The organism is Polynucleobacter sp. AM-7D1, assembly GCF_018688455.1.
In the GTDB taxonomy this organism is placed as follows: Bacteria; Pseudomonadota; Gammaproteobacteria; order Burkholderiales; family Burkholderiaceae; genus Polynucleobacter.
Genome location: NZ_CP061319.1, coordinates 333,000 through 351,825, shown reverse-complemented (window position 1 = coordinate 351,825; position 18,826 = coordinate 333,000). Strand labels below are relative to the sequence as shown.

General features: G+C 45.2%; 22 protein-coding genes. 11 read left to right on the top strand and 11 right to left on the bottom strand.

Going from position 1 to position 18,826, the window contains the following annotated elements:
• Positions 1-46 precede the first annotated feature (46 nt).
• The gene (locus GQ359_RS01870; protein ID WP_251367904.1) at positions 47-880 is read left to right on the top strand and encodes a hypothetical protein; all 834 of its coding nucleotides are present in this window, start codon (positions 47-49) and stop codon (positions 878-880) included.
• 22 nt (positions 881-902) lie between these two features.
• Here GQ359_RS01870 and GQ359_RS01865 read toward each other — a convergent pair whose 3' ends face one another.
• Genes GQ359_RS01865 through msrP form a run of 4 tightly spaced genes read right to left on the bottom strand, consistent with a single transcriptional unit; the run spans position 903 to position 4,005 of the window.
• Complete coding sequence (locus GQ359_RS01865; RefSeq protein WP_251367903.1) at positions 903-1,841, bottom strand: MBL fold metallo-hydrolase; 939 nt, start codon at positions 1,839-1,841, stop codon at positions 903-905.
• Position 1,842: 1 nt separating this feature from the next.
• On the bottom strand, positions 1,843-2,418 hold the full coding sequence (locus tag GQ359_RS01860; RefSeq protein ID WP_215387259.1) for a lipocalin family protein: 576 nt from the start codon (positions 2,416-2,418) through the stop codon (positions 1,843-1,845).
• A gap of 13 nt (positions 2,419-2,431) precedes the next feature.
• Entirely contained in the window at positions 2,432-3,019 is a 588-nt protein-coding gene (locus tag GQ359_RS01855) for a sulfite oxidase heme-binding subunit YedZ (protein WP_215387258.1), read from the bottom strand.
• Between the two features lie 23 nt (positions 3,020-3,042).
• Positions 3,043-4,005, bottom strand: coding sequence for a protein-methionine-sulfoxide reductase catalytic subunit MsrP (msrP, locus tag GQ359_RS01850; protein ID WP_215387856.1), 963 nt, complete (start codon positions 4,003-4,005; stop codon positions 3,043-3,045).
• Positions 4,006-4,170: 165 nt separating this feature from the next.
• Between msrP and GQ359_RS01845 the strand changes: the two genes are divergently transcribed.
• Positions 4,171-4,818, top strand: coding sequence for an energy-coupling factor ABC transporter permease (locus tag GQ359_RS01845; RefSeq protein ID WP_215387257.1), 648 nt, complete (start codon positions 4,171-4,173; stop codon positions 4,816-4,818).
• Positions 4,819-4,938: 120 nt separating this feature from the next.
• Here GQ359_RS01845 and GQ359_RS01840 read toward each other — a convergent pair whose 3' ends face one another.
• Complete coding sequence (locus GQ359_RS01840) at positions 4,939-7,176, bottom strand: NADP-dependent isocitrate dehydrogenase (protein WP_215387256.1); 2,238 nt, start codon at positions 7,174-7,176, stop codon at positions 4,939-4,941.
• A 251-nt stretch (positions 7,177-7,427) separates the two neighbouring features.
• Between GQ359_RS01840 and GQ359_RS01835 the strand changes: the two genes are divergently transcribed.
• Entirely contained in the window at positions 7,428-8,624 is a 1,197-nt protein-coding gene (locus tag GQ359_RS01835; RefSeq protein WP_215387255.1) for an MFS transporter, read from the top strand.
• Here GQ359_RS01835 and GQ359_RS01830 read toward each other — a convergent pair.
• The gene (locus GQ359_RS01830; protein ID WP_215387254.1) at positions 8,607-9,623 is read right to left on the bottom strand and encodes a DUF6352 family protein; all 1,017 of its coding nucleotides are present in this window, start codon (positions 9,621-9,623) and stop codon (positions 8,607-8,609) included. The two genes, GQ359_RS01835 and GQ359_RS01830, sit on opposite strands and share 18 nt — an antisense overlap.
• A gap of 75 nt (positions 9,624-9,698) precedes the next feature.
• On the opposite strand from GQ359_RS01830, the gene GQ359_RS01825 reads away from it, so the two are divergent.
• Positions 9,699-10,046, top strand: a complete 348-nt coding sequence (locus tag GQ359_RS01825; RefSeq protein WP_215302647.1) for an FKBP-type peptidyl-prolyl cis-trans isomerase — start codon at positions 9,699-9,701, stop codon at positions 10,044-10,046.
• 78 nt (positions 10,047-10,124) lie between these two features.
• Here the strand turns inward: GQ359_RS01825 and GQ359_RS01820 are convergent, their stop codons facing one another.
• Positions 10,125-11,108 carry a transglycosylase SLT domain-containing protein gene (locus GQ359_RS01820; RefSeq protein WP_215387253.1) on the bottom strand — a complete coding sequence of 328 codons (984 nt, stop codon included), beginning with the start codon at positions 11,106-11,108 and terminating at the stop codon, positions 10,125-10,127.
• Positions 11,109-11,626: 518 nt separating this feature from the next.
• On the opposite strand from GQ359_RS01820, the gene GQ359_RS01815 reads away from it, so the two are divergent.
• Complete coding sequence (locus GQ359_RS01815) at positions 11,627-12,646, top strand: DNA/RNA non-specific endonuclease (protein WP_215387252.1); 1,020 nt, start codon at positions 11,627-11,629, stop codon at positions 12,644-12,646.
• A gap of 4 nt (positions 12,647-12,650) precedes the next feature.
• Here the strand turns inward: GQ359_RS01815 and GQ359_RS01810 are convergent, their stop codons facing one another.
• On the bottom strand, positions 12,651-12,893 hold the full coding sequence (locus GQ359_RS01810) for a DUF3820 family protein (RefSeq protein WP_215387251.1): 243 nt from the start codon (positions 12,891-12,893) through the stop codon (positions 12,651-12,653).
• Positions 12,894-13,039: 146 nt separating this feature from the next.
• Here GQ359_RS01810 and GQ359_RS01805 point away from each other — a divergent pair, with 146 nt between their 5' ends.
• From GQ359_RS01805 to GQ359_RS01790, 4 genes are read left to right on the top strand one after another with little or no spacing between them, the layout of a single operon-like run.
• Complete coding sequence (locus GQ359_RS01805) at positions 13,040-13,954, top strand: DUF6662 family protein (RefSeq protein ID WP_215387250.1); 915 nt, start codon at positions 13,040-13,042, stop codon at positions 13,952-13,954.
• A 10-nt stretch (positions 13,955-13,964) separates the two neighbouring features.
• Positions 13,965-14,519 (top strand): FMN-binding protein, encoded by a 555-nt coding sequence (locus GQ359_RS01800; protein WP_215387249.1) that lies wholly within the window; start codon positions 13,965-13,967, stop codon positions 14,517-14,519.
• Complete coding sequence (locus GQ359_RS01795) at positions 14,516-15,343, top strand: FAD:protein FMN transferase (protein ID WP_215387248.1); 828 nt, start codon at positions 14,516-14,518, stop codon at positions 15,341-15,343. Before GQ359_RS01800 ends, GQ359_RS01795 begins: the two co-directional genes overlap by 4 nt.
• Positions 15,340-15,756, top strand: coding sequence for a hypothetical protein (locus GQ359_RS01790; protein ID WP_215387247.1), 417 nt, complete (start codon positions 15,340-15,342; stop codon positions 15,754-15,756). The genes GQ359_RS01795 and GQ359_RS01790 overlap by 4 nt, the downstream gene beginning before the upstream one ends.
• Positions 15,757-15,825: 69 nt before the next feature.
• Here GQ359_RS01790 and GQ359_RS01785 read toward each other — a convergent pair whose 3' ends face one another.
• The 3 genes from GQ359_RS01785 to GQ359_RS01775 are packed head-to-tail and all read right to left on the bottom strand — an operon-like array spanning position 15,826 to position 17,283.
• Positions 15,826-16,038: a DUF2892 domain-containing protein gene (locus GQ359_RS01785; protein WP_215387246.1), complete on the bottom strand. Its 213-nt coding sequence runs from the start codon at positions 16,036-16,038 to the stop codon at positions 15,826-15,828.
• Positions 16,039-16,079: 41 nt separating this feature from the next.
• Entirely contained in the window at positions 16,080-16,397 is a 318-nt protein-coding gene (locus GQ359_RS01780; protein WP_371822450.1) for a metalloregulator ArsR/SmtB family transcription factor, read from the bottom strand.
• A 13-nt stretch (positions 16,398-16,410) separates the two neighbouring features.
• The gene (locus tag GQ359_RS01775; protein ID WP_215387245.1) at positions 16,411-17,283 is read right to left on the bottom strand and encodes an MBL fold metallo-hydrolase; all 873 of its coding nucleotides are present in this window, start codon (positions 17,281-17,283) and stop codon (positions 16,411-16,413) included.
• 65 nt (positions 17,284-17,348) lie between these two features.
• On the opposite strand from GQ359_RS01775, the gene GQ359_RS01770 reads away from it, so the two are divergent.
• Complete coding sequence (locus tag GQ359_RS01770) at positions 17,349-18,188, top strand: sulfite exporter TauE/SafE family protein (protein ID WP_215387244.1); 840 nt, start codon at positions 17,349-17,351, stop codon at positions 18,186-18,188.
• Positions 18,189-18,248: 60 nt separating this feature from the next.
• On the top strand, positions 18,249-18,746 hold the full coding sequence (locus GQ359_RS01765; RefSeq protein WP_215387243.1) for a hypothetical protein: 498 nt from the start codon (positions 18,249-18,251) through the stop codon (positions 18,744-18,746).
• Positions 18,747-18,826: the final 80 nt, after the last annotated feature.

Genomic DNA, 18,826 nt, shown 5'->3' with positions numbered 1-18,826 from the left:
CTACTTATTTTTTGTAATTGACTGATTCATTTATATTACTGCGTATATGGCATTGTTGCGGATTTTCACCCACACCCTGACTTCATTGATTCTGCTGGGATTAATGGGAGGGGTTTTGGCTGATGAAAGCAAGTTCTCAGGGGGCTTTCTTAACCTAGAAAAAGCATCTGACCAGTACTCAAGTCAGCGGGTACTTGAATTTTGGGGCTACCACAACGCCTTTGGAGAGCAAACTCAGAGTGATACCTTGAAGTTGCGCTATTACCAACCCCTCCAGTTTGATCGCTGGCGAGGCACTATGCGACTCGATACCTCCTACGTTTCAACTTATGGACCTACCCTTTCAGAACAATCATCTGGCACTTACAACGCTGGCAATACTATGCTGACCGTCTGGGGAAATCACCCTAGTATTTTGAAAAATTGGGAAGGCACATTGGGAGGTCGAGTGATTTTTCCGTTTGGTAATAATGGGCAGTGGGCAGTTGGTCCCCAGATCGGCACGGTGTATGTACCCACCAAAGATAATAGCTCGCGCCTATCCGACTTTTCACCGCTTCTACGATATATGTATGGCTTTGATAGCAAAGGCAATTCATTGGCCAATAATCCCAATCAGCCGCCCCTAGCCCGTAATCTCAATATTTTTCCAACGCTTGGATTTAATATCTTTCCAAATACTCAAATCCGGCTTTGGGATGAAAACGGAATCGTCTGGAATACAGGTGGGGGTGGTGGCTGGTTTGTTCCACTCGATGCCATGGTGACCCATCGCCTCAATAAACATTTCTTGTTTGCAGTGGGAGCCAGCAAACAAGTAGTAGAAAGCTACTCTGTTTACGACTGGTCTTTTTACGGAAAGCTATCGTTTAATTTCTAAGGTTTAATTTCTGAGCGGCACTTCAGTCAAGATTCATTAAACGATCACTCTCAATTGCCGCTGCCTTCGATTTCACTAAAGCCTGCATCAACCAGTCTTCAAAATCCTCACTACAGAGATTCATTTGTTTACGAATACTCTGCAGTAATGGCGTACCTGCAATCCAGCTCTTGACTGCTGACATCTCTTTACTTCGCCACTCCAACAATTTGTACTTGAGCAGCACCTTGGCACCGTGACGAGCATTACGATCAGCATCACCTGAAAGATAGTCAAGCCGAGATTTTGCGGTAGCGATTGACTTCTTTACATCTGTAAACGGTTTTCCGTGCCCCGGAATCACCAAGGCAACTGGAAGCTCTTCAATTAGCTCTAATGTCTGCGCCACCCCTTCAAAGCCACCCTCACCCCAGAGCTCAGGGAAGATGACTCCAAAACCTTCTTCCCAAAGGGCATCGGCAGAGATCAAGATTTGATGTTGCTCTTGATAGAGCATGATTGAATGATTGTCATGACCAGGAGCCGCAAGAATCTGCCAGCGATAAGGACCCAAGTTAATCTCTTTGCCAGCTACGAGTTGATCGCAGTGAGTAAAGCGCGGGCAATCTTGCCCCAATTGCGCAAAGCTGAGTAAATCTTCATCCCAATCTTGCACAGCGCTTACCTCAGCTTCTGGTATCCAGATATTACAATCAAACTCTTTTGATAGTGCCGCATTGCCACCACAATGATCTGAGTGCAGATGTGTATTAACTAATTTATTGAGGCCACTTAAGTTGTGCCGCTTGAGTGCATTAGAAACCAAATCCACCGTCATTTGCTGATGCGTGCAGTAACCGCTATCAACTAAGGAAACATCATCTTCACCAAATAAAAAAATATTATTGGCTGATAACCAACCACGCTCGAAGATTTCAATTCCGAGCGGGAGCAAATAATTGCCAATTCGCTTTTCAGACACCTTAATTTTTCTGGGAAGTGAGTTCGAGCTTTTGAATATCAAATTGTTGTTGCTTTAAGCGCTGCAACAAATCAGCATAGACTTTCGGATCGATTTGAGGTGTTCTAGACAAAACCCAGAGGTATTCTCTTCTCGGATCACTTACAGCAGCCACCTGATATTGAGCATCCAAATCAATCACCCAGTAATCACCCCAGACCATAGGTAGAAATGAAAGCCACTCAGGAGCAAAACGCACCTCTAACTTTGGCGAATCCTTCGAACCAATTTGGCGGGCTAAACCCTCCGCTTCTGAAGTCTCTCCACTTGCAGTTTTGCAGCTATTCAGTACCTGAAGATTGCCATCGGGTTTGGGGGAATATACAGCCTTGGTATTAGAAACACATTTCTTCTGAAACCAATTTGGAAACTTCGCAATCTCGTACCAAGTGCCGAGATAGCGAGGCACATCGAGAGTGGCTATGGTCTTTACAGTCTGATCAGCTTGCTGAGCACTAGCCTGGACAGACCCAAGACAGATCATCAGAAAGCCCAAAATGGAAACGATCGAAACGCGAAGATTTAGAAACAGAGTCATGGGAGATTTGATATTAAGTGGTGAATTTCTTGCCTAGGAACTTGCGAATATAAGGAATCCTACAAGATAACAGCAATATCAAAACGATCGCATAAATTGTTACGGTATCAAGATCATTCTTACCTGCTTTATGCCACCAATAGTGAAGGATCACAGTACAAGCAATGAAATAAATCAGTCGATGCAGTTGAGTCCACCGGCGGCCTAATTTTCTTTGAGCCCAATGGGTGGATGTCAGCGCTAGCGGAATCAATAGCACAAAACTAATAAAGCCCATGGTGATGAATGGTCGCTTCACCACATCCTTGATCATTTCTACTAAATCAAAGTCTTGATCGAGCCAAAGCCAAATCCCAAAATGCAGACAGCCATAGAAAAAACTAAATAGGCCCAACATTCTGCGATACCGAATCCATGCTGCTGCATTCGTTAGCAAACGCAATGGCGTCATCGCCAAGGTTAAACACAAGAAGACTAATGCCCACGTACCTGTCGAGCGGGTAATGAACTCAACTGGATTAGCACCCAAGCCATCATTAAAGCCCAGCCAAATAAGTCGCCCTAAGGGCAATAGTGCCAGCAGAAAAACAAATACCTTCATGAACACCAACTATCTCAGATCAATTAGTAGAATTTCTTCAAGTCCATGCCGGTATACATGCTAGCAACTTGATCACCATAACCATTAAACATTTGTGTTTTCATTTTAGGTGCAAAGGCCGCTTTAAAATCGCCAATTCGACGCTCAGTTGCTTGACTCCAACGAGGATGATCCACTAAAGGATTGACGTTGGAATAAAAGCCATACTCTCGTGCATCAAATTGACTCCAACTGGTCTTAGGCATTTCTTCAGTCAAACGAATTTTGACAATCGATTTAGCACTCTTAAAGCCATATTTCCAGGGTACAACAATGCGAACCGGAGCGCCATTTTGCTTGGGTAACACTTCACCATACAAACCAAATGTCAACAGCGTCAATGGGTTCATTGCCTCATCTAAACGCAAGCCTTCCCGATAGGGCCAATCAATGATTTGACTCCTTAAACCAGGCATTTGTTTGCGATCAGCCAGTGAAATAAACTCAACAAACTTTGCTGAGCCCAAAGGCTGAACATAATTCAGTAATTTAGAGAGCGAGTAACCATCCCAAGGAATCACCATCGACCAACCCTCAACACAGCGCATCCGATAAACACGCTCTTCCATTGGAGCAAGTTTTAGAAGAGCATCAATATCCAAAGTGACTGGTTTTTTAACTAAACCTTCAATCGTGACAGTCCATGGACGAGTCTGCAGGGAGCCCGCATTGGCAGCAGGATCCGATTTCTCGGTACCAAACTCGTAAAAGTTGTTGTAGCCCGTCACATATTGATAGCCAGTAGTGTCTTCCTTCACCGAAAGGCTTGGATTTGGTGTTGCGATTAATTTTTGTGGGGTGCTTGCAAGAGCCTCGCGTGAGAACCAGGGCGCAAGAGCCAACCCAAAAGCTCCGGCAGCAGCGCTTTTAATCAAATCACGGCGTCCATCAAAAACTGCCTTGGGGGTGATTTCTAAAGAAAGTTGCTTTTGGTCATTTGTATACATATCAATATCTCTTTGATAGATGTCAAACTGCATGGTGAATAAGGCTCATTCTCCTACGGTTGGCAATTTATTGCTCAGAACTGTGCTGGATAATAGGGTTTCATCCAATATCTGACCAGCTCATATGGAGTTCAAATAAGAATTTATTTACCCTGAAAGAGCAGTATGACCTGGATCCTAGTGGCATGTGCCATTTTCCTATTAGGCGTGTATCAAAGTCGCCAAGGGGTTCTTCTTCAACCCCGTCTTCGCAACCTCTTTTTGGTCTGTATTCTTCTGCTAGCTGTAGCCTGGAATATTCGCGCCCACCTACCCAATAGCAACCTCGATAACTTAATCGATCTATCCTTCCACTTTTTTGGAGCTTCATTACTAGTCGCTTTATTTGGCTTCTGGAGTGCAATCACACTCCTCTTTTTCGTAGCCCTAGTTGGGGTCTTAAGCGTCAGCGGTGACTTGGTAGAGTCCACTCAACACTATGTCATGGTGAGCGTCATTCCTGCAATCTTTGCTTACTGCGTCATCAAGGCGGTTGATCGACTACTACCCAAACATTTATTTATTCTGATTTTGGGGCATGGTTATTTGGCAGCTTTTCTAAGTACCTTTGCAACCGGCGTGTTGATATACGGGTTACAACAAGCATTCAATATCACCTCATTTGCTAGCAATGATCCGGTAGGCTGGTTTTTAGGCTTACTCATCCTGTCATTTATGGAGGGCTCGCTCTCCGGTATGTTGCTGGCTATGTTGTTAATTTATAGGCCGCAATGGGTGAGCACCTATCAAGAAGATCAGTATCTGAATGCCTAGGATAATCAGTGCAGCGATAGGCGTAAGGATCTAAAAGAAGATCTAAGGGCAAGAAAAAAGGCAAACCTACTGGTTTGCCTTTTTCATATCGCTAACTGCAACTACTGAAGTGCAACAAGCTTAAGCTACAGCTGCTTTCTTCAAGATATCATTCAATGTTGTGCTTGGGCACATGACTGCTTTGAACTTGGCTTGATCAGGCATGAAGTAGCCGCCAATATCCGCTGGCTTACCTTGTACCGCTTTGAGCTCGTCAATAATCTTTTGCTCGTTCTCAGTCAAGGCTTTTGCAATCGGAGCAAAGTGGGCTTGCAATTCTTTATCTTCGGTTTGCGCAGCTAAGGCTTGAGCCCAGTACATTGCCAAGTAGAACTGGCTACCGCGGTTATCCAACTCACCAGTGCGTGGTGATGGTGACTTATTGTTGTCTAGCAATGTACCAGTTGCTTCATCTAGAGTGCGAGCCAAAATCTTCACTTTTGGATTATTGGTCTTATCGCCAATATCCTCCAAAGAAACAGCCAAGGCTAAGAACTCGCCCAAAGAATCCCAACGCAAATGATTCTCTTCAACCAATTGTTGAACGTGCTTAGGAGCAGAACCACCTGCACCAGTTTCAAAGAGGCCGCCACCTGCCATCAAAGGCACAATAGACAACATCTTGGCACTAGTGCCAAGCTCCATAATTGGGAACAAGTCAGTGAGGTAGTCACGCAAAATATTACCTGTCACTGAAATCGTATCTTTACCGCGAATGATGCGCTCTAATGTATAGCGCATTGCGCGAGTCTGAGACATGATCTGTATATCTACGCCAGTTAAGTCGTAATCTTTGAGATAGGTTTGAACCTTCTTGATCAACTCGGCTTCATGTGGACGGTACTCGTCTAACCAGAATACTGCTGGAGTATTTGATAAACGCGCACGGTTTACCGCCAACTTAACCCAGTCACGAATCGGCGCATCCTTCACCTGACACATACGCCAGATATCGCCCTCTTCCACATTCTGCTCGAGCAAGACTGTGCCGTCATCCGCAACAATGCGGGCAACACCAGCTTCAGCAATCTCAAAGGTCTTGTCGTGTGAGCCGTACTCTTCTGCCTGCTGAGCCATCAAGCCCACATTTGGCACTGTGCCCATGGTTTTTGGATCAAAATTACCGTGAGTCTTACAAAAGTTAATCATCTCTTGGTAGATACGGGCGAAAGTACTTTCCGGGATAACTGCCTTAGTGTCATGCAAACGACCATCCGCGCCCCACATCTTGCCACCAACACGAATCATCGCTGGCATCGATGCGTCCACGATCACATCGCTTGGTGAATGGAGGTTGGTAATGCCTTTAGCAGAATCCACCATCGCCAAAGCTGGGCGGTGCTCATGGCAAGCGTGCAGGTCTTGAATGATTTCTTCGCGCTTAGATTCTGGCAAAGTTTTAATCTTGTCATACAAGCTGCTCATACCATTGTTTGGATTAACGCCTAACTCTTCAAACAACTTGCCGTGCTTTGCAAATGCATCTTTGTAGAAAATCTTTACAGCATGACCAAACACGATCGGGTGCGATACCTTCATCATGGTTGCCTTCACGTGCAAGGACAACATCATGCCAGTCTTGTAAGCATCTTCAATTTCTTTTTCGTAGAACTCGCAGAGCGCTTTCTTACTCATATACATACTGTCAATAATTTCACCAGCAAGTAAAGAGACTTTTGGCTTGAGAACGATGGTCTTGCCACTCTTTGTAACCAAATCCATCTTCACATCACATGCCTTAGTCATAGTCATTGACTTCTCACCTGCGTAGAAATCGCCACCATGCATGTGAGATACGTGCGTACGGGAAGCCTGACTCCACTCACCCATGGAGTGTGGATTCTTGCGGGCATAACGTTTGACCGCATTTGGTGCGCGACGATCAGAGTTACCTTCGCGCAATACTGGGTTTACTGCACTACCCAAACACTTAGAGTAACGAGTACGAATTGCTTTTTCAGCGTCATCCTTAGGATCTTCTGGAAAATCAGGGATCTTGTAACCCTTAGATTGCAATTCCTTGATAGCTGCGAGCAACTGAGGCACTGAGGCACTGATATTCGGCAGCTTGATGATGTTGGTATCCGGCAATAAAGTCATACGACCCAGCTCAGCTAAGTTATCAGGCACTTTCTGCTCAGCAGTTAAGCAATCAGAGAACTCTGCCAAGATACGTGCCGCAACAGAAATGTCGCTTTCTACAACCTGCACCCCAGCTGGCGCTGTAAAAGTACGAATGATTGGTAAAAATGCACAGGTCGCCAATAATGGCGCTTCGTCTGTCAGCGTGTAAATGATCTTTGATTTCTCTGAAGCCATTGATGTTTCCTCGATATGGATAAATATTAGGGCTCGGCCTTATACCGAACCACTCTCGCGTTCCATGCGCAACACTTCAGGCGCTTTTGGCTATCTTGGGTGATATTTCACGCACTGGACCGAGACATCTATTTTAAATCATCGAACCCGGCTATTTAAGGGGATTTGGGCACCAAATTGACTGAAGTCGGGCAATTTAAGGGAATCCACCGAGCCAACCCAATACGCGCATAGATCGTAAACTGTGGCGTATGACCAATAAGCACCCTCTACTCAACAAAAACCTCGTACTGTTGATTCTCTGCCAGGGCTTGTTTTTGACCAATAATGTGACCTTTATTGCCATTAATGGCCTAGTTGGCCTGAGTCTAAGCCCCGTCGCCTGGATGGCTACCCTACCCGTCATGGGCTATGTTGTTGGTGGAGCCTTCTCAACCTCAATCGTAGCCAAAACTCAAAATTACTTTGGTCGGAAGATTTCTTTTCAGTTGGGCCTATTGGTAGCAGTCTTATCAGCCCTTCTTTGCGCCTATGCCGCCATTTCTAAGAATTTCTGGCTCTTAGTGCTGGGCACCTTTATTGCAGGCTATTACAGCGCTAATGGGCAACTCTATCGGTTTGCTGCTGCTGAGCTGACCGTTGTCAGCCAGAGAGATAAAGCGGTCTCTTGGGTGCTAGCCGGCGGAATCCTGGGTGCTGTCATTGGGCCTAATCTTGCGTCATGGACCAAGGATTTCTTTGATACTGCATTTTTAGGCGCCTATCTCACGCTTTCGATAGCTGGCTTGGTTGGCATCATCGTGATGCAATTCATCCACTTTCCAGAAGAATTCAAGACGCGGCACTCCCTGTCCGATGGCAGAGATCTAAAGACTATTCTGATGCAGCCAGTCTTTATGGTTGCGGTGATTGGTGCTTCCTTAGGTTATGGCGTCATGAACCTCCTGATGGCAGCTACTCCGCTCGCTATGCAAATTTGCGGTCTACCCTTCTCTGATACTGCTCTGGTTTTAGAGTGGCACGTAATCGGGATGTTTGCGCCCGGGTTTTTTACTGGCTCATTGATTCAGCGCTTTGGTACCCTCAAAATCATGGGCGTTGGGGTCATCCTCAATCTCTTGTGCATAGCAATCGCACTATCTGGTACCGACTTACATCAATTCTTAATTGCGTTATTTTTATTAGGCGTAGGTTGGAACTTTTTATTTACTGGCTCGACCTCATTGGCGATGACGGCTTACCGCCCCGAAGAGCGTGACAAAGCTCAGGCGGCAATTAACTTCTTTGTATTTGGCACCATGGCCTTTACTTCTTTCGGCTCTGGCGCACTCATTACCTCGCAGGGCTGGAATATTTTGAACTGGGGCTCACTACTTCCAGTTGCCGTCACAGCAGGTGCTTTGATTTGGCTTAGCGCCAATCGCAAGAAACTAGGAAGCTTTAGCTAAGGGCAAATTGAAGAGCAGGTTTTGCGGTTTCAGTTTGAGTTGCTTTTCATCATTCATAGCAATAGCCATATAGACTGGTTTTCCAGCCTGCGATTGGGTCACCGCAGTCTCATCGATAAAGTCGAGGCGAAATAAACAGATCACTCTCTCAAGCTCATCCGCATCTACGGGCTCTTTTTTATACAGCTTATTGAGGATATCGCTTGCAGCAGCATCAAGGCCAACATGCCAAGACCACTTTGGGTCAGTGATTTGCTGCATTGGGGTAATGCGTACCTGAGCACCTAAAAAATGTTGTATCCATTTTTCAAGCACGCGACAAAAGTGATTAATAGGTGGCTGCCCAAAATTCAGTTGAACCGCAAAGTCATGGTCCTCGGATTTCTCCCAATAGAGATCAGCATTTTCTTCATGCAGTACATCTAAGTCGATCGAGCGCATAGACATCGACTTACTCTTCAGGAGATCTAGAATATTGCCAGTCTCCCCTGCCTGTGCATTGCGAGTAACCACCTCATCATCTGCACCCATTACAACGCCGTCTTCTAGCACAGTGATCTTCTGAGTCCGAAAGAAAATCTCGCCCATGCGAGCATCTAAAGGATGGCAATCTTGACCCAAGATATGGTGAATAAATATTTGCGCCAGCTGAGCAATAAATAGCGGTGGAACATCTACACCTTCACCCTTAAATAAACTCATATAAAAGTTTTCTAAAGAGCTAGCCGCCAATAATTTGGCTCGATATCTCAACCAAACTTGATAGTTCACCTGTATATCAGGATCAGCCATTGCGGCAATTTCTTGATCAGAAATCACTGCACGTGGGTTCTCGCTTAAACGTTGATGCAGACTTCGCTCTGCATCGCAGGATTCAGGAACGAGATTTAACTCTGGGCGCAATAAGTAAGTGCGCAAAAAATCATCCGTAACCAGCAATTGATTGTCCGAGCCTACCGTCAGGGTTTGATATGCGGAATGAGGCCAGAAGTGTGTCATGTGATTGTGCTCGAACAAAAAGATTACGCTCAGAATATACTAGCCCCTCAATTTCAGCCAAAGAGGAAGAAAAACGTGAGCGAACTCCAAAAAATAGATACTGTTGTTGGTGATGGCGCGGAAGCCGTTGCCGGGAATGATGTGGACGTACATTACACCGGCTGGTTATTTGATGAGAATGCACCAGATCACAAAGGGCAGAAGTTTGATAGTTCCCTTGATCGCGGCCAATTATTCAGCTTTCCTTTAGGTGCTGGCCATGTCATTAAGGGCTGGGACCAGGGTGTTCAAGGCATGAAAATCGGCGGTAAACGCACCCTCATCATCCCTTCAGAAATGGGTTATGGGCCACGCGGTGCTGGTGGTGTGATTCCCCCAAATGCAACGCTGGTATTTGATGTGGAGCTACACGGAGTCAGTTAATTCGAAAGCTGCATCTGCAAGTAATAAGGCCACTCATTGAACTGAGTGGCCTTTATTTTTTCAAAGAAAATGAAGTGCCTATGAACGTAAATCTTTACCATTCAAAGTTAATTTACTTTGCGACGTTGGCTGGCACAAACTAATCAAACGATTTCTCTCCGCCATCACTTTATCGGTGTAGCCGCCGTCATTTTCTGCATTTGCCGCACCAACATAGTATTTCAAGCCATTACGTAATGAGCCACTGGTCGCTATCAAATACTTCAGGATGTAGGCGCCTATTCGAATATTCACCTCTGGCTTAACTGCTTCACTAACCCCGCCATACAAGGCATATTTATCTTGGTGAATAGAAGTCATCACCTGCATCAAGCCCTCAGCGCCAGCATGACTTTTACTGAGTGGGTTGAAGTTAGACTCCACTGAGATTACGGCGAGTAATAGGACTGGATCAATATTGACTTCTTTTGCAATCAATACAGTATTAGATACATACTCTTCAATCTTGGCGCGGTCGAGCTTGTACTTTTTCTCGAAGAAGTCAGCTACTGCGCGTTGATTTTGAATCGATGTCATTAATTTGGAATCTAGCGCCTGTGGATCTATTTTTGATGCTGGGATGCGATCCGACAAGTGAGAGATTGGTTTTACCTGCGCGTGGGCTACTGATGGCACTAGAAGAGCTACTTTTTGATGCCTAGCGCTTGTCAGGCTGCTACTAGGGCCAGCTGAAGCCTTGTCGTAGATCACGCTGGTGATTTCTTTATCGTCCAGTGCCTTTGGAGTCTCTTCTTGATATTGATCGAGCATCCCAAAGCCGTTTTGCCAAACCATCTGGCGAGCTTCATCTGGAACCAAGATGCGAGCCATATCGAATGCACCCGCTTGGGTGCCATTGCCGGAGAGCCAGAGCCCCACGATCATGAACACTGTCACGATCAATAAGCCATTTAGCACCCGATACACGGGTGAGAGTGCGTAAGAGAAGAACTTCATAGCCTTAGCGCCTAGGGGCTGGGCTAGTTGCAAGTCACTCGAATCGGCAGACAAACATTTAATCATTCATGGTCTTGCAGCACACTAAAAAATCAAACATCTGATTTATGTTGCAATGCAATAAGTTAAAAACATGTGCCATCCTAAGAAGGTTCTTATATCAAGTCAAGAATAAAGAATGATGTTTCAATAACTTATAGGTCTTGAAATAAACTTACCCCCCGGGGAAGTCCTTATTTTTGATATTTTATTGTTTAAATTCAATGATTTATAGAAGTTAGTGGGTACTTATTTCATATCATAAAAAAGTGCCGAAAATCCAACTTTTTTACTATTTTTCAACTTCTGCCAGGGTCAAAAAACCGTACATCTAGTATTTTTAGCGCCTATATTTGCTACCGGTAGTGTTGTAGAACTTATAGCTTCAACCTACAAATCTATCGGTCTTCAAACTTTACAACCCTATTCATAATTGAAATTCAGAACATAAACCCTGATAAAGATTTGCTCTACAGCTAACTTACCCGCTCGATAGGCGCAATTCTTTAGCTGCCGGATGGCGACTCTCATTACACTGACATGCAATGAATTTCCTAGTCAAACTTTTCTTATTGAGCTCGCTTTGGCTGCCATTCAGTGCATTTGCCCTGTTCGATCAGTGCAAAGACCTTTTCCCAGTCCAGCAAATACCCAGCACTTCTCAGGAAGGACGCGACCTTTGCTTTGATGATTTTGCAATCTACTACTCACCTTTGGATAAAAAGCCTATCTACACCGTGGAAAGGTTAAATGGTGAGCAGCTTCAGGCTCCTCGCCCCCGCCGAACCAATCAGTTTTATGAAGAAGCTAGACTGCCTTTGAATGAACGCGCCCTACTATCCGACTATCGCGGTAGCGGCTACGACCGTGGGCACAACGTACCGGCTGGTGACATGACACGCGAACGAGGGATGGCGCAGTCATTTTCTCTAGCAAATATGATGCCGCAGGCTAGGCAAAATAACCAAGGTATCTGGGCAAAGCGGGTTGAAGAGCCTACCAGGATGTATATCAAGCGTGCGCAAGGAGATGTCTACGTCTTTACCGGCTCAATTGGTCATGCTGGCAGCATTGGTAAAAACAAGGTCACCATTCCAAGCCATCTTTATAAACTGGTCTATGACCCCCATAGAAAATTGGCGTGGGCTTATTGGATTGAAAATACCAATGATGCTCAAATGCGCCCACCGATCTCTTATACCGAACTGATTCAGAAAACTGGTATCGACTTTCATTTGCCTGTAGAGAACGGCGAAAGTAAGCCTGTTACACAGGTTGATAAAGGTGTCACTGAATCTAGACAAGCGCTGGGTGGCTGGTATCCGGTCTTTTTTGATCAATACTCACCTGAAAAGGTAGCAGCAATCATAACGAACATTCAATTGGGTAAGGTTTCTAGCGTACAGATTCAATATGACCGCAATGCAGAGCTAGCTTACAAACTGCAGCAAGAGATTGAAACGAAAACTCAAATGCGGGTCATGCTTTCACAAAGCAGTCCACCCGATTCACCCAATTTGAGCTACGAACGTAATCGTGTCGCAGTTGTAGTGCACTCAAAATAACTCTCTATTGCTCCCGAGTGCGGGGAGCAATCCCATGGGCCCGCTGAATAGGCGCCAACAAGCCTCGTAATCCATTGTGATCCAGGGTATGCATTAGCTCCAGCAACTGACCTAGCTCACCCTGAGGGAAGCCTTCGCGAGCGAACCAGGCCAAGTAATTACCAGGCAAGTCCGCAAGCGCGCGACCAGCATGCTTGCCAAAAGGCATCTTCATTGTGACTAGCTTCACCAGGGCTTCTGAATCCATAGCCCTGATCTTACAAGCCCCAGCAAGTTCCCAGCCAAATCTCAACACCAAGCCAAACAGGGTCATTTTCTCAATTGAGAATTGTTCTCATTTACTGTATATTGAGAATCATTCTCAATAACTTTTATTCACTAATTACTATCACCATGAAACTGACTATCAAAAGACTCGTAGCCTTCAGCATCCTATTAGCCACCGCCTTGCACTTCTCATTCGCCAATGCGGGCGAAGGGGCGTTTGGATGGATTTACACCCTCGATCTCCAGCCAAAAGGAAAGCTCGAGTTTGAGCAACGCTTACAGCTCAATAAACAGCAAGCTGCTGGCACCTACGATGCCTGGACCGCCCGAACTGAACTTGAATATGGCTTGACTAATGATTTGCAAATCGCTGGCTACATCAACTCTTATTACACCAGTGCAAATCAAAATTACACCAACCCCGAGGCTTGTGGTGATGTTGCAAGTTGCACAGGTGGATATGGGGTGCCATCAAGCCATGATCCTGCCACCCCCTATAGAAAAAGTGGCATTGAGGGTGGCTCCTTAGAAGCCATTTATCGACTCACTAATCCAGTGACATCGCCCGTTGGAGTAGGACTGTATCTAGAACCTACCTGGGGTAGAAACAAAGATGAAATTGAGGCTCGCCTTCTCTTGCAATCGAACTTCATTGATGACCGACTGGTATTAGCAGGCAACGTGGTCGTAGCAAATGAACGCTTGAAATTTATTGAGAATGGCAATGTCCCTGAATCCATGCTCGATTTTCTTGTAGGAGCTAGTTACCGATTTGCCCCCAAATGGTCTGCCGGTGTTGAAGCGCGCTTTCATAATGACTACTCAGAATTGAATTTACGAAATCAAGTACAGCGTGCAACCTTTGTTGGACCAAACATGCACTACGCTGCAAAAGACTGGTGGGTTACCGGTGCATGGCGCTATCAGTTAAAGGGTGGAAATTGCATGGGTGGCGGTGAAGCAGAATGCTCCAACGCCCGAGTTTGGGATAGTCACTCTGTCAATGAATTCATTGTCAAAGTTGGATTTCCTTTGAACTAAGGAAGAGAGCATGAACTGGAAACCCAACCCCTTACTCATCATTGGCCTTGTTGCAGCAACAATACCAATAGTTGCACATGCCAAGATTTATGTATCTATTGAGAAAGCGCAAAAGATACTCGCTCCTAATAAGTCTCTTGCGAAAAATCCCATCATCATCACCGATGAATTACAAGACAAAATGCGTTCTGCTTCAAGTATTCGCCACCCCTTTCAAGGCGATCGAATTTGGAAAGCATCCGATGGGAGCTGGTTCATCGTAGATGAGGTGGTTGGCAAACATGAAATGATTACCTATGCAGTAGCACTAAACCCATCCGGAGCGGTGACTGGAATCGAGATTCTGGAGTATGTTGAATCCTATGGCTACGAAGTGGCAGAAGACCAGTGGCGTAAACAGTTCGTAGGTAAAACAGCAGTAGACCCTATTAAGCTGAACAAAGATATTCAAAATATCGGCGGCGCCACCCTTTCTTGTAAACATCTCACGGATGGCGTCAAGCGGGTTACCGTCTTATACGACATCGCCTTAAAACATCAAACTTCAATTCCAAAAGCAAAATGATTCGCTGCAAGCCGCTTTTAGGCACCTTCGTAGAAATCAGAATTGAGGATGAGTTGCAATCTTCGAAAGTGCTAAACGAAGCTTTCCTAGCTATTGAGCAAGTGCAATCCTTGATGGGCTTTCACAATCCAGAGAGTGAGCTTTCTCAAATAAATGCCAGCTCATATTTAGAACCTCTTCAAATCCACTCCTGGACTGCTGAGGTGCTTTCGATTGCCAAAGAGATTTATCAACTCTCAAATGGCCTATTTAATTGCGGGATTGGGCACCTCTTAGTAGAGGCAGGCCTACTTCCTAAGCATGTCTGCTTGGGTGCTCATGCATTTGGAGGCATTGAAGATGTCCTATTTCTTGAGCCAAACTTGGTGTACTCCACGGTCCCACTCTGTCTTGATCTTGGAGGTATTGCTAAAGGCTACGCTGTGGATAGGGCGGCAGAGATCTTATTTACTGGCGGCATCCAATCTGGATCAGTGAATGCCGGCGGAGATTTGCGGGTTTTTGGCGATTGCAGTCAAGACATTCATATTCGTAATCCAGCGAATCCCTGTGAACTTATCCACATTGGCAACATCAGGAAGGGTGCGATCGCAACCAGCGGCCTCTACTTTTCAAAGCGCGATACTGATGACAAAAGCTATCTGGTCAATCCCCTCAATCAAGAGTATCTTGAATTTTCAGAGTCTTACTCAGTGATCGCAAATCAATGTGTCTACGCAGATGCCTTAACCAAAGTAGTGAGTATTTCTGGAAATACCCAGCACCCCTGCTTGAGGCATTTTTCTGCACAAGCCATCAAAGTCCCCAACACGCTCACCCCATGAAAAATACTAGTCGCCTTGGCAAAATGCCCGGCTGGCAAAGACATTCTGTAATCATTGCCATGTTGAGCTGCTCACTTACCGGCATAGCCTATTTACTTGGTCATGAATTGCATATTCAACGTGATGTATTGGGTGCCCACTCAGTATTAGCGTGGCATGGCATTACAGCAATCATGGCCACGATGGCTCTGGGTTCGGTTTTGCCCGCCCACCTGAAGGCAGGCCTGAAGTCTAAGAGGAAGGTGTGGAGTGGTTTAAGCCAATTAGCTTTTTTAACTACTTTATTAGTTTCTGGGGCTCTGCTCTACTACGGCCCTGCAGAAATTCGAGATCCAGTTATTACAACGCACTGGATGCTTGGTACTGCGTTCTTTGCAATCTTTTTGCTGCACGGTATTTACACTAAAAAATGAGAGTACTTGATGGCAATAAGGCGCATTGAGTGTTATTTCTCAATACGCCTTTATCAAACTAAGGAAGACTTACTTACAGCAAGAATCTGCTTCAGATGAAGTTCCACAAGAATTCATTCCCAATAATGGATAAGCCGGGCAGAAACGGAAAATTCCAGTAGCTAAAGGAATTAGTCCAAGCCAGCCCCACCAACCTACGATACCGTTGGCTGCAAGCGCAACTAACACAATGCCTACTGCGATTCTTAAGATACGATCGATACCGCCGACGTTACATTTCATATTGAACTCCCTTTAAAAAATAATTAAATACTTCTTCGCAATCACTTTTTACAGTAGTGCTTATAGAGCAAACTCATAACTGATACAGCAACTTGGCTTGATAGGGAGTAGTAAATTTGCTTACCATCTCTACGTGTTTTCACCAGCTTTTCTTTACGCAACACCGTGAGCTGCTGTGAGAGTGTGGGTTGATGTAAATCTAGAGCAGTCTCTAGCTCACTAACGCATTTTTCTGCTTGGCCGATTTCGCACAAGAGCATCATGCGATCTCGGTTAGATAAGACCTTCATCAGCTTGCAAGCATCATCCGCTGATGACTGCATTTTTTTCAATTCTGCTTTGGAGATAGGCATATTCATCGTCATATTCCAATCAGAGTGCATTCAATGGAATTTTGAGATAAGCAACCCCATTGCTATCTGCCTCAGGAAAATGACCAGCTCGAATATTGACCTGAATAGAAGGCAATATTAATGTTGGCATATCTAAGGTTTTATCTCGTGTAGTTCGCATCGCCACAAATTGCTCCTCAGTCACGCCATCATGCACATGGATATTGTTTGCCTTCTCATCAGCGACAGTAGTGACACCTGTCGCAGGTCTGTTATTTGGTGGATAGTCATGGCACATGTACAGCTTTGTCTCGCCAGAGTAGGACAAGATCTTCTGAATGGAGCGATAAAGCGTCTTCGCATCACCACCTGGGAAATCACAACGGGCTGTACCAACATCCGGCATAAATAAGGTATCACCTACAAAGATCGCATCACCGATTTCGTAAGCCATACAAGCTGGGGTGTGGCCTGGTACAAAAAGGGCTTTTAAAGAGAGGTTTCCAAAAGGGAGTGACTCACCCTCTTTGAGCAATTGATCAAACTGAGTGCCATCCACCTTAAAGTTCTCATCTAAATTGAAGACGCCTTTAAATACTTTCTGTACATTAGTGATGTGATCGCCAATAACTAATTTGCCACCTAGGTGACTTTGCAGGTAAGGAGCAGCAGTTAAATGGTCTGCATGGGCATGGGTCTCCAAAATCCAAGCTACTTGCAGCTGGTGCGCCTTCACGAAGGCAATGACCTCGTCGGCAGACTTGGTAGTAGTTCTGCCTGATTTGGGGTCATAGTTCATGACTGAATCAATGATGACGCAAGGGCTGCCCTCACCCTCATAAACCACATAGGTATAAGTCCAGGTTTCTGGGTCAAAAAAATCTTTAATGATTGGTGTGTGTTGCGCGTTCAAGATATTTTCCTGTCGAATAAATATAATATATATTTATATACTATATTAATATAAAATAAATTGCAATGGACTACTCAACTCTTATCAGCCCGGCACTCGGCATCCTAGTGGGCATCCTTATGGGCCTTACCGGCGCTGGGGGTGGCATCTTGTCCGTACCGCTTTTAGTCTTCTTTTTGGGATTACCCATTGCTGAAGCGGCACCTATAGCACTGTGTGCTGTAGCCCTTGCCTCTAGCATTGGGGCCATTCTAGGCCTCAGAAATAAGATCTTGCGCTACAAAGCGGCTGGTTTTATGGCGATTTTTGGTTTGGCGCTTTCACCATTGGGCCTTTGGGTCGCACCCCAAATTCCTAATGCGCCCTTGCAGATCTTGTTTAGCTTGATTCTCTTGTACGTTGCCATTCGATTATTGAGTCAAGCCCGGAATGAACTAAAAGGCATTCCTGAGCCCAATCGCAAACCTCCCCCCTGTTTAATGAATCCATCAATCGGAAAACTGCAGTGGACAGTACCTTGCGCACGCGCCCTAATGGTTTCTGGAAGTCTTGCAGGTTTTTTATCTGGCTTATTGGGGGTTGGTGGTGGGTTCATTATTGTTCCAGCGCTAAAACGTTATACAGATCTACCTGTGAAGTCCATCGTAGCGACCTCGCTTGGAGTGCTTGCCATCGTTACTGGCGGTGGCGCAATTTTCTCTGCCGCTTCCGGCAACCTCAATCTCATCGTTGCTGCACCCTTCTCTCTAGCAGCGCTAGTTGGCTTATTATTTGGACAACTCTTAGGCAAAAAAATGAGCGGCCCGAATGTCCAACTCATCTTTGCTATTTTTACCCTATTGATTGCAATTAGTTTATTAATTAAGGGTGCGCTTAATCTGCATCTTGATGTTTTCTTAAAATAAATGAAGCGGCCAAAAGCTTCTATTCTGATCATCTTCCTCGCGCTACTGGGAACCCTATTCATGACAGTTAAACCAAGTTCTTTTTTAACTAGCTCAGTGAGCGCCATTTCGGGGACTGTCAGTAATCTAAGTAATGAGCTCTTGGAATACGTTAATCCTGAAAAACCAACTCACGATCATTCTTCTGTGTATTACCAACGTTTTTATACTTCAAGATTTCACTTGGGTGAGCAAGCTATTAAGGCAAAGTTTTCTACGCCAATGAATATTAGCGATGGCGATAGCGTGATAGTTTCGGGGTATCAGAAAAATACGGTATTTCAAGTGCTTGCGTATCGCAACCAAACTCAAGAAGTTACAGGTGCAGAGAATTGGGTCATCTTGGTGCTGGGCGCACTATTCTTTTTAGCGGTGGCGATAGGGCTAATAAATTCAGAATTAGTGAGCGATGGCGCCCTAATACCAAAACTATTCTTATCGGGATTTTTACTGGTTGCCACTTACATGGCGTATCGGGCGCTTCTCATTCGAGAGGCTATTGGGCTGCTACAGCCCTAAATCAGAAATCACAAGAACCGTCTGACTGGAGGCTAATCCGCCTCCAGCAAGAGAACTGACGCAAAAGAACTTACAACTGA

What these genes read in the sequence shown, in the direction of transcription:
- GQ359_RS01870 (WP_251367904.1), top strand. Translation starts at nt 47, where the DNA reads ATGGCATTGTTGCGGATTTTCACCCACACCCTGACTTCATTGATTCTG.
- GQ359_RS01860 (WP_215387259.1), bottom strand. Translation starts at nt 2,418, where the DNA reads ATGACTCTGTTTCTAAATCTTCGCGTTTCGATCGTTTCCATTTTGGGC.
- GQ359_RS01855 (WP_215387258.1), bottom strand. Translation starts at nt 3,019, where the DNA reads ATGAAGGTATTTGTTTTTCTGCTGGCACTATTGCCCTTAGGGCGACTT.
- msrP (WP_215387856.1), bottom strand. Translation starts at nt 4,005, where the DNA reads ATGTATACAAATGACCAAAAGCAACTTTCTTTAGAAATCACCCCCAAG.
- GQ359_RS01845 (WP_215387257.1), top strand. Translation starts at nt 4,171, where the DNA reads ATGACCTGGATCCTAGTGGCATGTGCCATTTTCCTATTAGGCGTGTAT.
- GQ359_RS01840 (WP_215387256.1), bottom strand. Translation starts at nt 7,176, where the DNA reads ATGGCTTCAGAGAAATCAAAGATCATTTACACGCTGACAGACGAAGCG.
- GQ359_RS01835 (WP_215387255.1), top strand. Translation starts at nt 7,428, where the DNA reads ATGACCAATAAGCACCCTCTACTCAACAAAAACCTCGTACTGTTGATT.
- GQ359_RS01830 (WP_215387254.1), bottom strand. Translation starts at nt 9,623, where the DNA reads ATGACACACTTCTGGCCTCATTCCGCATATCAAACCCTGACGGTAGGC.
- GQ359_RS01820 (WP_215387253.1), bottom strand. Translation starts at nt 11,108, where the DNA reads ATGATTAAATGTTTGTCTGCCGATTCGAGTGACTTGCAACTAGCCCAG.
- GQ359_RS01815 (WP_215387252.1), top strand. Translation starts at nt 11,627, where the DNA reads ATGAATTTCCTAGTCAAACTTTTCTTATTGAGCTCGCTTTGGCTGCCA.
- GQ359_RS01810 (WP_215387251.1), bottom strand. Translation starts at nt 12,893, where the DNA reads ATGGATTCAGAAGCCCTGGTGAAGCTAGTCACAATGAAGATGCCTTTT.
- GQ359_RS01805 (WP_215387250.1), top strand. Translation starts at nt 13,040, where the DNA reads ATGAAACTGACTATCAAAAGACTCGTAGCCTTCAGCATCCTATTAGCC.
- GQ359_RS01800 (WP_215387249.1), top strand. Translation starts at nt 13,965, where the DNA reads ATGAACTGGAAACCCAACCCCTTACTCATCATTGGCCTTGTTGCAGCA.
- GQ359_RS01795 (WP_215387248.1), top strand. Translation starts at nt 14,516, where the DNA reads ATGATTCGCTGCAAGCCGCTTTTAGGCACCTTCGTAGAAATCAGAATT.
- GQ359_RS01790 (WP_215387247.1), top strand. Translation starts at nt 15,340, where the DNA reads ATGAAAAATACTAGTCGCCTTGGCAAAATGCCCGGCTGGCAAAGACAT.
- GQ359_RS01785 (WP_215387246.1), bottom strand. Translation starts at nt 16,038, where the DNA reads ATGAAATGTAACGTCGGCGGTATCGATCGTATCTTAAGAATCGCAGTA.
- GQ359_RS01780 (WP_371822450.1), bottom strand. Translation starts at nt 16,397, where the DNA reads ATGAATATGCCTATCTCCAAAGCAGAATTGAAAAAAATGCAGTCATCA.
- GQ359_RS01770 (WP_215387244.1), top strand. Translation starts at nt 17,349, where the DNA reads ATGGACTACTCAACTCTTATCAGCCCGGCACTCGGCATCCTAGTGGGC.
- GQ359_RS01765 (WP_215387243.1), top strand. Translation starts at nt 18,249, where the DNA reads ATGACAGTTAAACCAAGTTCTTTTTTAACTAGCTCAGTGAGCGCCATT.